Origin of the sequence: Corynebacterium argentoratense (genome assembly GCF_021491455.1) — a bacterium.
GTDB lineage: Bacteria > Actinomycetota > Actinomycetes > Mycobacteriales > Mycobacteriaceae > Corynebacterium > Corynebacterium argentoratense_A.
On record NZ_JAKETN010000001.1, the window covers coordinates 434531 to 447340 of the forward strand.

At 58.6% G+C, this 12810-nt stretch carries 12 protein-coding genes; 1 reads left to right on the forward strand and 11 read right to left on the reverse strand.

The annotated features are described in order from the left end of the window. Positions 1–53: 53 nt before the first annotated feature. The 11 genes from atpA to rho all read right to left on the reverse strand — a co-directional run bounded on the left by atpA (position 54) and on the right by rho (position 10757). Positions 54–1697: a F0F1 ATP synthase subunit alpha gene (gene atpA / locus L1C91_RS01995; RefSeq protein WP_234857861.1), complete on the reverse strand. Its 1644-nt coding sequence runs from the start codon at positions 1695–1697 to the stop codon at positions 54–56. A 71-nt stretch (positions 1698–1768) separates the two neighbouring features. After that, positions 1769–2587 carry a F0F1 ATP synthase subunit delta gene (locus L1C91_RS02000; protein WP_234857751.1) on the reverse strand — a complete coding sequence of 273 codons (819 nt, stop codon included), beginning with the start codon at positions 2585–2587 and terminating at the stop codon, positions 1769–1771. 6 nt (positions 2588–2593) lie between these two features. Further along, complete coding sequence (locus tag L1C91_RS02005; protein ID WP_234857752.1) at positions 2594–3175, reverse strand: F0F1 ATP synthase subunit B; 582 nt, start codon at positions 3173–3175, stop codon at positions 2594–2596. A 31-nt stretch (positions 3176–3206) separates the two neighbouring features. Then, the gene (locus tag L1C91_RS02010; RefSeq protein ID WP_020976566.1) at positions 3207–3449 is read right to left on the reverse strand and encodes an ATP synthase F0 subunit C; all 243 of its coding nucleotides are present in this window, start codon (positions 3447–3449) and stop codon (positions 3207–3209) included. A gap of 97 nt (positions 3450–3546) precedes the next feature. Next, complete coding sequence (gene atpB, locus L1C91_RS02015; RefSeq protein WP_234857753.1) at positions 3547–4356, reverse strand: F0F1 ATP synthase subunit A; 810 nt, start codon at positions 4354–4356, stop codon at positions 3547–3549. A gap of 399 nt (positions 4357–4755) precedes the next feature. Then, positions 4756–5196, reverse strand: coding sequence for a hypothetical protein (locus L1C91_RS02020; RefSeq protein ID WP_234857754.1), 441 nt, complete (start codon positions 5194–5196; stop codon positions 4756–4758). Continuing rightward, positions 5183–6349, reverse strand: a complete 1167-nt coding sequence (locus tag L1C91_RS02025; RefSeq protein ID WP_234857755.1) for an MraY family glycosyltransferase — start codon at positions 6347–6349, stop codon at positions 5183–5185. The genes L1C91_RS02020 and L1C91_RS02025 overlap by 14 nt, the downstream gene beginning before the upstream one ends. Next, the gene (locus L1C91_RS02030; RefSeq protein WP_234857756.1) at positions 6350–7006 is read right to left on the reverse strand and encodes an L-threonylcarbamoyladenylate synthase; all 657 of its coding nucleotides are present in this window, start codon (positions 7004–7006) and stop codon (positions 6350–6352) included. A 6-nt stretch (positions 7007–7012) separates the two neighbouring features. Continuing rightward, entirely contained in the window at positions 7013–7864 is an 852-nt protein-coding gene (locus tag L1C91_RS02035) for a N5-glutamine methyltransferase family protein (RefSeq protein ID WP_234857757.1), read from the reverse strand. Between the two features lie 34 nt (positions 7865–7898). Beyond that, positions 7899–8984 carry a peptide chain release factor 1 gene (prfA, locus tag L1C91_RS02040; RefSeq protein WP_234652000.1) on the reverse strand — a complete coding sequence of 362 codons (1086 nt, stop codon included), beginning with the start codon at positions 8982–8984 and terminating at the stop codon, positions 7899–7901. A 3-nt stretch (positions 8985–8987) separates the two neighbouring features. Next, a complete protein-coding gene (rho, locus tag L1C91_RS02045; RefSeq protein WP_328219567.1) occupies positions 8988–10757 on the reverse strand; it encodes a transcription termination factor Rho in 1770 nt (589 codons plus the stop codon). Between the two features lie 269 nt (positions 10758–11026). On the opposite strand from rho, the gene L1C91_RS02050 reads away from it, so the two are divergent. After that, the gene (locus L1C91_RS02050; RefSeq protein ID WP_234857758.1) at positions 11027–12748 is read left to right on the forward strand and encodes a long-chain fatty-acid--CoA ligase; all 1722 of its coding nucleotides are present in this window, start codon (positions 11027–11029) and stop codon (positions 12746–12748) included. Positions 12749–12810: the final 62 nt, after the last annotated feature.

Here is a 12810-nt window from a genome sequence, read left to right on the forward strand (position 1 = left end):
GATTATCGCCTCCCTTCTTTTCCTTGGACGGTCATAGTGCTTGTCACCAAGCCCTACTTCTTGTTCGTCTTACGGGAAACCGTGATCTGGTTCTTCTTCAGCTCGCCTTCAGCAAGCGGGTCAACCTCAGGTTCCTTCACAACGGGGGTGCCGTCGGAGGTTACGAAGACTCGCTTGAACGCGTCAGCGGCGCTCTTCAGCTCAGCCTGGGATTCGGGGGTGAATGCCTGGCCGCCGGCGATCTGCTCGTAGACACCAGCTGCGTTTGCGTGGAGGTACTCGTGGAGTTCCTTTTCGAAACGGCGGATGTCTTCGACCGGAACGGTATCCATTTCGCCTTCGCCTGCGAGGTAGATGGAGACCATCTGGTCCTCGACAGCCATCGGGGAGTTCTCGGGCTGCTTGAGCAGCTCGACGAGACGCTGGCCACGCTGCAGCTGTGCCTTCGACGCGGGGTCGAGGTCGGATGCGAATGCAGCGAAAGCTTCGAGGTCACGGAAGGCAGCAAGGTCAAGACGCAAGCTACCGGAAACCTTCTTCATACCCTTGGTCTGGGCAGCGCCACCGACACGGGAGACGGACACACCGACGTTAATAGCCGGGCGGACGCCCTGGTTGAACAGGTCGGACTCGAGGAAGACCTGGCCGTCGGTAATGGAGATGACGTTAGTCGGGATGAAGGCAGACACGTCGTTTGCCTTGGTTTCGATGATCGGCAGTGCGGTCATCGAACCTGCGCCCATGTCGTCGGAGAGCTTTGCAGCACGCTCGAGGAGACGGGAGTGCAGGTAGAACACGTCACCGGGGTATGCTTCGCGTCCCGGCGGACGACGCAGCAGCAAGGAGATCGCACGGTATGCTTCGGCCTGCTTGGTCAGATCATCGTAGATGACCAGGACGTGCTTGCCCTGGTACATCCAGTGCTGACCCAGCGCGGCACCTGCGAAGGGTGCGAGCCACTTGAAGCCGGCGGAATCAGATGCGGGAGCAGCCACGATGGTGGTGTACTCCAGAGCGCCGTGCTCTTCAAGGGTCTTGCGAACGGCTGCGATGGTGGAGCCCTTCTGGCCGATTGCGACGTAGATGCAGCGAACCTGCTTCGTAGTGTCGCCGGACTCCCAGTTGGCCTTCTGGTTAAGGATGGTGTCCAAGCAGACTGCGGTCTTACCGGTCTTACGGTCACCAATGATCAGCTGGCGCTGGCCGCGGCCGATCGGAGTCATTGCATCGATGGCCTTGATGCCAGTCTGCAACGGCTCTTCCACGGGCTGGCGCTGCAGCACGGAGGGTGCCTGCAGTTCCAGGACGCGGTCAGTTTCAGCGTCGATAGCTCCCAGGCCGTCGATAGGCTGGCCCAGGGGGTTGATTACGCGGCCGAGGAATGCATCCCCAACCGGAATGGATAGGACCTCCCCGGTCCGCTTTACTTCGTCGCCCTCTTTAAGAGTCTCGTAGTTACCCAAAACCACGACGCCGATCTTGTCGGTGTCGAGGTTCTGCGCGACGCCGATGACGCCGCCGGGGAACTCGAGCAGCTCATTCGCCATGACCGACGGTAGGCCCGAAACCTGGGCAATACCGTCAGCTGCCGAAATGACCACGCCGACCTCCTCGCGGGAGGCCTCCGGGGAGTAGCTCGAGGTGTAGTTCGCAATCGCGCTACGGATCTCATCGGAGGAGATCGTCAGCTCCGCCATGTTCTTCCTGCTCTCGGTTGTTTCTTCCAGCATGTAATAAATGTTCTTCGAATCGTGTCGGTGACTAGGTTTTAGACCAAGTTGCTACGCAGCTTGTCGATTTTGCCCGAAAGGCTTCCATCGATCACTTCATCACCAACGCGGATGACCGCTCCACCGAGGAGGCTGGTATCGACCTCGGAGTGGACGGACATCGCACGACCGTAAATGCGGCCCAATTTGTCTGCCAGTGCAGCTTTTTGCACATCCGAGAGATCGCTGGCGGCACGAACAAAAGCAATGCTCTTGTCCTGAAGAGCGGCTGCGGTAGCCGCAAGTGCCGACATGTCGTCAATCGGATTGCTTTCCGGGCGTCCAATAACCTGCAGCGCTAGTGCCTCGGTAACGGCAGTGACTTTGCCGTAGAGGACCTGTGCTAGCAAGGAGCGCTTAGCTTGAGCAGAGGCTGTCTTATCGGCCAACAGCGACGTGAGCTGCGGCTGGCCATCAAGGATGCGCCCAAGGCGGAAGAGTTCGTCTTCAACCTGGTTGAGCTGGCCGCCGGCTTTAGCCGATGCCAGCAGTGCGCGCCTACCTACTGCAACAATGCCTGCGCGCATTTCGCGCGGCGTGGACCAATTCTGGGCCGCAGCGTGAGCGAGGATGTCCAGAGTCAACTGGGACATCTTGCCACCGAAAACTGCCTGAACCAATCCGGAGCGGCGATCGGCGGGGCTGGAGTTATCAGCCACTGCCACTCGCAGACTGCGATCGCTGTCGAGTACGTCAACAGCGTCAAAGAGCTCCGTACCGGTTTGTGCTGCAACTGCGACGAGTGAATCAAGGCTTGCGCAACGTGCATCAAGATCCTTGTAGCAAACGTCGAGTGCTTCGCGGCTCGCTGCGTGCATATTCGCCTACTTTCCTGCCGGTGCGACGGTGTCGAGTTCGTTCAGGAAGCTGTCGATCGTGCCAGAGCGGGTGACGTTCTCGGACAGTTGCTGTCCAAGAAGGCGTTCCGCGAGGCTGATCGAAGTCTGCCCCATGTCACGGCGGAGCTCGGTGATAACCTGCTCGCGCTGTGCCTGAAGCTGCTTCTCGCCCGAAGCGACAATGCGGTTGTATTCGGCAGTAGCTTCAGCTGTCTTCTCCGCGATGATTTCCTTGCCCTTGTCGCGGGCTTCTTCGCGGATCTGTGCAGCCTCGGCGCGTGCTTCAGCAAGCTGCGCGTTGTATTCTTCACGCGCTGCGGCAGCCTTAGCCTCAGCTTCTGCGGCGTTCTGGATACCGCTGCTGATGGTGTCTTCGCGCTCTGCCAGAACCTCGGAGTACTTCGGAAGAACGAACTTCCAGAAGAGGAAAATAATGACGGCAAACGCAACAGCGGACCAGACGATGTCGTACGGCATGGGCAGCAACAGGTTGTTGGGCCCTTCTTCTGGCGCGAGAGGCAGGTTCTCGGCTGCCCCTTCCGCCAAGTAGTTAATGACGTTCGTCATGGTGCATCAATGCTTTCGTGTCGGTTCGCGATTAAGCGAAGAGGAAGCCGGCAACGAGGCCCAGAAGGGCAAGTGCCTCAACGAATGCGATACCCAGGAACATGGTGGTACGCAGCTGGCCAGCCATCTCGGGCTGACGTGCCATGCCCTCGAGGGCCTTGCCTACGAGGATGCCGATGCCGAGGCCGGGGCCGATGGTGGCGAGGCCGTAGCCAACAGCGCGGTAGTCAGCGACAGCAGCAGCGTCATTAGCAGCGAGAAGGATCTCGTTCATTTGGGTTTCCGTTCCCTTTCTAGTGCCCGGGATTGTTCCCGGGCGGTTTTGGTTTTTACGTTATGGGGTTTGTGCCTGGCTAGAGGCGTGGGGCCTTCTAGTGTTCGTCGGCGTGCAGCGACAGGTCAATGTAGACCGCCGCAAGCAGAGCAAAGATGTATGCCTGCAGGAAGATCACCAGCAGCTCGAAGAGAGTGAAGGCGATCGCCGCAGCCAAGGTCAGGCCGGACACAGCAGTCCAGCCGCTCATCTGCCAGAAGAAGAAGTTAGTGGCAGAGAACAGCAGGACAAGGATGATGTGGCCGGCGAGCATGTTGGCCATCAGACGCAAGGTCAGAGTGACCGGGCGCATGACAAACGTCGAGAAGAACTCGATCGGGACCACCAAGATGTGGAGCGGCCAAGGCAGGTTCGGGATGACTAGGGAGGACTTCATGAATTTGAAGAACCCGTAGCGCTTAGCGCCCGCGTAGATGAAGGCAATGTATGCAACGATTGCCATCACTAGCGGCATACCGATACGCGCGTTGGGCGACACGTTCAGCATGGGGATGACCGAGGGGGCATTGCTGGCCAGAACGGCGAAGAAGATGGTGGCGATGACCGGCAAGAACCGACGCCCCTCCTTCTTACCGAGGATCTCTTCAGCAATGTGGACTCGACAGAAGTCGAGGAAAGTTTCCGCGACATTTTGCAGCCCGTGGGGCACCAGCTTTGGCTTGCGCATGGCAATGGCAAAGAACACCACCAGCAGCAAGGTCATCAGCAGGCGGACGAACATCAGACGGTCGATGGCGAAGTAGCCATTGGCGAAGTCGGAGAACAGCAGATTCTGCGGTTCACCGTTCTTCATAAACCCCGGGAAAAATTCATGATCCAGGTTGGGTGAGTGGAACTCACCCTTCATGGCCAGTGTTGTAACGCTCAGCGTTCTCTCCCGTGTTCGGGCCGCACAGTAACCACACTGTGCGGTGCGATGGACGTCTGAAAAACTTCATGGGCCGATACGGACTCCGTCGCACATCATCGCAACGGCCCAGTGGAGCGCTCATTCTTCATCCTCAGCTTCTGTTTTGTGACACAGGTCGTGAGGCCGAAGATTAAGACCCGCCTAGTAGATTATCAGCCATTAAGGGCATATCCCCAACCCCGCATATTTAGGCGGTTTGAGACTATTTCCAACACCCGAAAAAGTATCATTTACCTGCACCAATGACACACTGTAAGGTCGGTCACAACAGGTCCAAATTACCGCTTCGGGGGTGCAGAGGTGTACCCCCCGATCCTGCGCCCCCTTAAACAGGCTCTACTGCTGCTCCACCTGAACGTAGGTCACCGAGGTCTTCAGCACTCCCCACACTTCAGCCCCGAGGGAGACAACAACGACTAGGCAAACGGTCAGGAATAGTGCCCATTTGTCGTAAAACTCGTAGTGACGCAGCACCGCGAGGACGATCATGAGGAGCACTAGCTTAAGTAACCAACCGCCCAAAACGATCGCGCCGAGCACCGCCGGAGTTTGCTTTGCGGTAAACAGCATGCTGGCTACAGTCAACAGTGCAAAGACCCCACCGACGCCCACACCGAGCAGCGCACCCCACACCCCAGCGCCCCCGGTCTTTAGCCCAAAGATCAGACAGCACACGACCGCCACCACAGCCAGTCCGGCCAGGGACAGCCGCAAAGCTTGCCGGAAAGGGCACTGGTAGTCGTCGAAGGAGCTTTCAGGTTGTTCAGTGGCGTGCATGGGAAGATTCTATACCTTTGCGAGATCGGCGTTGCAGGATCGGTTGGAGGGTGAACACAGCCGCAGCAACCAGCCCGACGAGGCACAACCCTATCGCAACCACGGGTGGGACGGCGGTGAATGTCACGGCCCCGATGCTCACGACTGCCACCCACGCATACATGACAAGCACAACTCGCCGATGGCTGTGCCCCAACCCAAGCAAGCGGTGGTGCAGGTGCATTTTGTCGGCAGTAAAGGGCGACTGGCCGCTCTTGACTCGTCGGATAATCGCCATGATCAGATCGAGTAATGGCACGAAGAATGCGGCGATCACAACGACCACCGGAGACATCACGCCGATCATGTCGGCCGCGCCGTAGAGAGACATGTTGATTTTTCCACTGACTGATGTTGACGCCGCGGCTAGCAACAGGCCGATAAGCATCGAGCCGCTATCTCCCATGAAGATTCGGGAGGGCTCGAAGTTGTGTGGCAGAAAACCGGCACACATGCCCACCAGGGCCGCCGAGATGATTGCTGGCGGGTAGGCGGAGACGGTGCCGCCTTGGTCGTGCAAGATCGTCAGAGAGAACAAAAGTAGGGAAAGACCGGAGATCATCCCCAAACCTGCTGCTAGTCCATCAAGCCCATCAACGAAGTTGATCGCATTAATCAAGGTGACAGCAAACACCGCAGTCAATACTGTGGACTGGACATGATCCAGCACAAGTGTGGTGCCCTCCCCTATCGGAAGATACAGCAGGGTCCATGACAATCCCATGATGGACATCAAGACAGCACCGAAGAGCTGACCGATGAGTTTGGTCAACGCGTCAATGTCGTAGAGGTCGTCGATCACCCCGACTATCACGATGACGAAACCCGCCCACAGCACTGCGTTCATCTCTGGAGTAAAAGGCTTAAATCCCCTTGTTAGCGCAGGTAGCTGTGTGGCAAGGAACACTGCTGCCAAAAACCCGGAGTACATGGCCACACCACCCAGGCGTGGTTTGGGGACAGTGTGAACGTCGCGTTCCCTGATCTCCGACAGATGCCCGGAACGCACCACCAACACCCGGATCACACCCGTGCACAGGAAGGTGATCGCGCATGCCACGAGGGCAACCAAGCCGAGTTCGCGCAGGGGAACCCCCACGCCGCCGACACCCATTTACAGCTCCACGCCTAGGATCTCGCTGAGACGCTCGGTCGGCACCGCGCCTTCACGAAGGATTTTCGGTTGCCTGTCAGTGAGGTCAATGATCGTCGACGGAGTGCGCTGGGCACAGGTACCGCCATCGAGGTAGACAGCTACGGATTCACCTAATTGGTCTTTGGCTTCCTGGCAGGTCGTTGCTGGAGGCTGACCTGAAATGTTGGCGCTGGATACTGCCATCGGTCCAGTTTTTTGCAGCAATTCGATAGCCACGGGGTGCGCCGGCATCCGCAGCATCACAGATCCATATGTGTTTCCGAGATCCCACGGCAGACTAGGGGCTTGAGGCATGACAATGCTTAAGCCACCGGGCCAGCAAGCACGCACCAGGGTTTGGGCCTGCGGAGTATAGAACTGCACCAGTCCAGCGATCGTGTCCCAGCTGCCTACGAGCACAGGAACCGGCATGTCGGGGCCTCGTCCTTTCGCTGCAAGCAGTTTGCGCACGGCGTCAGGATTGAATGCATCGCAGCCAATGCCGTAGAGAGTATCTGTCGGCAAGACCACCAAGCGGCCGTCTTCAACAACACTGGCTGCGGTGTCGATTCCCCTAGCACGTTCAGCTGCATCAGATTGCGCTCCGCTAATGGAGCAATCGTAGGTCTGGCTCATGGTCTCTTATGCTACCTTTCGGGCGACCACGAAGCGCCGCCGGCCTGTGAAGTCCTCTAGCGCTGCAATATCAACTAGCCCGGCGTCCGCGCAGGCTTGACACACCAATTTGCTCGTTGTGTCATCGTGCTCTATGCCGACCCATCCCCCAGCGCTCAGCAGCTTCATAACCTGGGGAAGCATTGCTCGAATGACAGTCATTCCGTCGTGTCCTGAAAAGACTGCTGACGCCGGGTCCCAGCCTGTCTCCACGTCGACCTCACTGCCTTCAGGGACATACGGCGGGTTGGCGACAATCAGATCGACCCTGCCCGCCAGGTGCTCGAGCTGTTGTATTGGTGAGCAGACGTCCGCCTGCACCACCTCGACGCCATAATCACACGTATTCCTGAGTGTGTATTCGAGTGCCTCTGCCGACAATTCAACCGCGTAGACCGTCGGTTGAAGGTCCGACTGGCTGGCTATATAGGCGGCGAGTGCACCGGAGCCGGAGCATAGGTCGACCACCACTGGCCGTGGTGACCGATTGCTGGCAAGGTGACGAACCGCCCAATCTGCAAGGACTTCGGTTTCCGGCCGGGGCACGAACACTCCCGGACCTACGGCCAGATCCAGCGGCCCAAATGGTGCGGAACCCACAATGTGCTGCAGCGGTTCCCTGCCTGCGCGCCGGAGCAACGCGGCGTCAAAACATTGTTGCTGAGCACTCGAAAGAACCAAGTCACTGAAGCCCGTTTGTAGGGCTGGAACACCGCAGCAGTGCTCCGCCAATACTTGGGAATCGAAACGCGGCGAGGCCACCCCAGCAGCCGCCAGAGTGGCCTCGGCATCGCGCACGAGCTGCGCTAAAGTCGCCATTTAAAACACCGAAGGAAACAGAATCAATGACGGATTATTCGGCCTCGAGGCGAGCTGCTCGATCTGCTGCCTGCAAAGCGGTAAACAGATCTTCCAGGTCACCATTCAGGACCGAATCAAGGTTATTAGCCTTGTAACCAATGCGGTGGTCACTGACACGGTTTTCCGGCCAGTTGTAGGTGCGGATGCGCTCGGAACGATCCATGGTGCGGATCTGGGCGGCGCGCCCAGCTGCTGCTTCGGCGTCGGCCTCTTCCTCCGCCAACTGCTGCAAACGCGCAGCCAACACCTGCATAGCGCGAGCCTTGTTCTGAATCTGCGAGCGTTCCTTTTGACAGGTCACGACAATCCCGGTCGGCAGGTGTGTGATGCGGACTGCTGAGTCAGTCGTGTTAACGCCCTGGCCGCCCTTGCCTGACGAACGGTACACGTCGACGCGGATGTCTTTGTCGTCAATCTCGACCTCTGCGACCTCGTCAGGTTCTGGATATACCAGCACGCCGGCGGCCGAGGTTTGAATGCGCCCCTGGGACTCGGTAACAGGCACGCGCTGCACTCGGTGCACGCCGCCCTCGAACTTGAACACGCTCCACGCGCCATCACGAGACGGCTGCTTGGACCGGATGGTCATGGTCATGTCTTTGACACCACCAAGGTCGGACTCGTTAACGCCCAGAACTTCGGTAGTAAAACCGTGACGCTCAGCGTAACGCTGGTACATGCGCGCCAGCTCACCAGCAAACAAAGCAGCTTCCTCGCCGCCCGCACCGGACTTGATTTCCATGACGACGTCATCACCATCGTGCGGGTCACGAGGTGCCAAAAGGTCAGCGAGTTTTTCCTCCAGGGCCACCTCTTCGCCGGCTAAACGCTCAGCCTCAGCGGCGAATTCAGAGTCCTCGTGCGCCATCTCCTTCGCAGCACCCAGGTCATCACGCACACGCTCTAATTCAGCATGAACCTTGATGATCGGTTGCAGCTCAGAGTAACGCTTACCGACACGGCGCGCAGCCGCGGCGTCATTATGTAGTTCAGGGTCAGCGAGTTGCGCTTCCAACCCTTGATATTCGGCAAGGATGTCGTCAACTGCCGACACCTGGTGCCCAGATGCGGAAGCCATAGCCTAGTTCTCCTCGTCCTCAGCGGCAGCCAGAGGTGCCGAAGATGCAAGCTGCATCATGAACTCTGCGTTATTCTTCGTCTTCTTCAGCTGCTTGATCAACAAATCAATGGCCTGCTGATTGTCCAATGCGGACAGGATGCGGCGCAGCTTGTGCATCAAACGTGCCTCATCGGGGCCCAACAGCAGCTCGTCCTTACGGGTGCCGGAAGGATTGACGTCCACAGCGGGGAACACGCGGCGTTCGGAGATCTTGCGATCGAGCTTCAGCTCTGCGTTACCGGTGCCCTTGAACTCCTCGAAAATCACAGTGTCACCGGCAGAACCTGTTTCGACCATCGCAGTAGCGATGATGGTCAACGAGCCACCATTTTCAATGTTGCGGGCTGCACCAAGGAACCGCTTCGGCGGGTACAAGGCGTTGGAATCCACGCCGCCGGACAGAATACGGCCGGATGCCGGAGAGCTGTTGTTGTACGCACGACCCAGACGGGTAATCGAGTCGAGAAGAACAACGACGTCTTGACCCTGCTCAACCAGACGCTTCGCGCGCTCGATAGCGAGCTCGGCGACGGTGGTGTGCTCGCTTGGCGGACGGTCGAAGGTCGAAGCAATAACCTCGCCCTTGACGCTGCGCTGCATGTCGGTGACTTCTTCAGGACGCTCATCGACGAGGACAACCATCAAGTAGCACTCGGGGTTGTTAGTCGCGATCGCGTTGGCGATGTTCTGCAGGATGGTCGTCTTACCGGCCTTCGGCGGGGAGACGATCAAAGCGCGCTGTCCTTTACCAATCGGCATGATCAGATCGATGACGCGAGTGGTCAGGATCTTCGGATCAGTTTCCAAACGCAGACGCTGATTCGGGTACAGCGGAGTCAGCTTGGAGAAATCCGGACGCTGGCGTGCGTCGTCGACGCTCAAACCGTTGATGGTGTCGACCCGCATAAGCGAGTTGTACTTCTGGCGGTTGCGGCCGTTTCCAACATTGGTCTGCTCACGCATCTTGACCTGGCCGACGATCGCGTCACCACGGCGCAAGCCGAGGCGTCGAATCATCTGGTTGGATACGAACACATCCGCGCTGGAAGCGTGGTAGCCAGTGGTACGAACGAAAGCGACGTTGGAATCCACGATGTCCAAGATGCCAGCGACCGGCTGAAGATCTTCTGGAGCCACATTATTGTCGCGGTTGTCGCGATTATCACGGTTGTCGCGATCGCGGCGGTTGCGACGGTTGCGGCGATTGCCACGCTCCGAGCGGTCGTTACGGTCGCCATTGCGGTCACCACGGTCGCTGCGGTCGTTGTTCCGCTCACTGAGGTCGTTGCGTTCACCACGCTCACCGCTGCGGTCACCACGGTCATTGCGCTCACTGTTGCGCTCATTGCGGTCGTTATTGTCGGACCGCTCGTTGTGCTCCTGACGCTGCTCGTCGGTGTTGGATTCACCGTTGTCGTTATTCTTCTGGCGCGCCCGGTTGCGGCGAGCACGGCGCGCTGCGGCGCGAGATTCGTAGCGGGCCTCGCGCGCCTCTCGGGTCTCGCGAGCCTCCGCATCTTCCTTAGTGCTCTTCGGCGCGTCCTCGTTGGTGTTCTTTGACTCAGCGGCAGCGCCTGTGGCTCCGGCGCTGCCACCGGCTGCGTTAATCTTGTCGATCAGCTCCCCCTTGCGCAGGCCCGACAAACCACGGATACCCATCGACTGTGCCAACGAGCGCAGCTCGGGGATACGCAGTGCAGACAAGTCTTGAGTGGTGTCCTTTTCGGTCACGAAAGTCCTTTCCTGGGGCGGCGCTCAATGCGCCGCATACGGCAGACACACAAAACCACGAAGGGAGGATGCAAACTCCACGGTGGAAACGATTTTTAATGGGTGGTGTTCTGCGATGTGAATTCTCTACGAGCCCTGGCCAACAATCTAGTGTGGCCCAGTGGGTTATATGCGCGTTGATCACGCCTTTCACCCCACGCGCCCGCAGGCTGCCACCATAATAGCGCACACCCCAACGAGACGCCGCATCAACACGCTAAAGTGAGTGCATGCGCAGCACAATGCAAGACCGCCCCCTCAACGTGTCCCGCATTCTGGAATATGGGCGTGTGGTTCACGGCGATACCCCTGTAACCACGTGGGTGGGCGAAGGCGCCGGCGGCACCGAGCACACCACCTTCGCACAAATCGGAGCCCGCGCCAGTGCACTAGCTCATGCTTTGCGTGACGAGCTCGGCATCACCGGAGATCAACGCGTCGGCACGTTATTGCCCAACTGCTCAGAGCACGTTGAGGCATTGTTCGCGGTGAGCTGCATGGGGGCTGTGTTTAATCCGCTGAACAAGCAGTTGATGAATGACCAGATCATCCACATCATCAACCACGCTGAGGACCGGGTGATCATCACCGATGCTCATTTGGCTCACCAACTAGCCCCTTTGCTTGAGCACTGCCCTGGTGTGCGCAGTGTCGTCATCACTGGTGTGGAAGGTTTCGAGGCAGCCAAGCAGGTTATGCCAGCGCAGGTCGACGTGTATTCCTACGAGGTTTTAATCGATGGCCGGCCGACGACGTACCCCTGGCCAGAGCTGGAGGAAACTACCGCAGCCGCGTTGTGCTATTCCACTGGCACCACTGGAGCACCCAAGGGCGTGGCCTATTCACACCGCAGTATGTATCTGCACTCTTTGAGCTTGCGCACCACCGACTCTTTCGCGGTGTCGCACGGCGTTCCTTTTTTGTGTTGCGTGCCGATTTATCACGTCTTGTGCTGGGGTGTTCCGGTGGCGGCGTTCATGTCTGGGGCGCCGCTTGTGTTCCCGGGCAGTGACCTGCAGCCGGCGTCATTGGCGAAATTGATTGCAGCAACCCACCCGCGGGTAGCTAACGGTGTGCCGACCTTATGGATTTCTCTGATGGTGCACTATTTGAATAATCCGCCCGAGCGGATGAGCTTGACCGAGATTTTCGTCGGCGGTTCCCCCGCCCCGCCGATTCTGATCAAGTTGTGGGAGGAGCACTACGGCGTGGATGTCATTCACGTGTGGGGCATGACGGAGACCTCCCCCATTGCTACCGTGGCTCGCCCACCCTATGGGGTGTCTGGGGAAACCCGGTGGAATTACCGGATTAGCCAGGGTCGTTTCCCTGCATCCTTGGAATACCGCGTGGTTAATGACGGTGCGGTGGTCACCGGCACCGACCGCAATCAAGGTGAAATTCAGGTGCGAGGCAACTGGGTCACCGGCAGCTACTATCACTCCCCCACCAGCGAAGATGGCGGCCCCGCACATACTTTCCGTGGAAAAGATGTTAATGACGCCGCGTCGAAGTTTACGGCTGATGGGTGGTTGCGCACCGGCGATGTTGGGTCGGTGACTAAAGACGGTTTCTTAACCATCGAAGACCGCGCCCGCGACGTCATTCGTTCCGGCGGTGAATGGATTTACTCCGTTCAGATCGAAAACCTTGTCATGGAGGCACCGGAGGTTGTGGAGGCCGCTGTCATTGGTTTCCCCGATGATAAGTGGGGCGAGCGCCCCTTGGCTGTCACAGTGCTGCACAGTGGTGTCCCGCCAACGACAGACACTGCCGAAGCCCTGCGCGATGCACTGAGGCCCAAGCTGCCGCGCTGGATGCTGCCCGAATATTGGACTTTTGTGAAGGCGATCGACAAGACCTCCGTCGGCAAGTTCGACAAGAAGGATTTGCGCGCCCACCTGCGGGAAGGTGACTTTACCGTCATCAAATTGAAAGGCCCTGGCGAATAGCTTCGGTGCGCCCGCGGCTACAACTCTTGCACCTTCCTGACAGCCCCCACGACCGGAGGGAT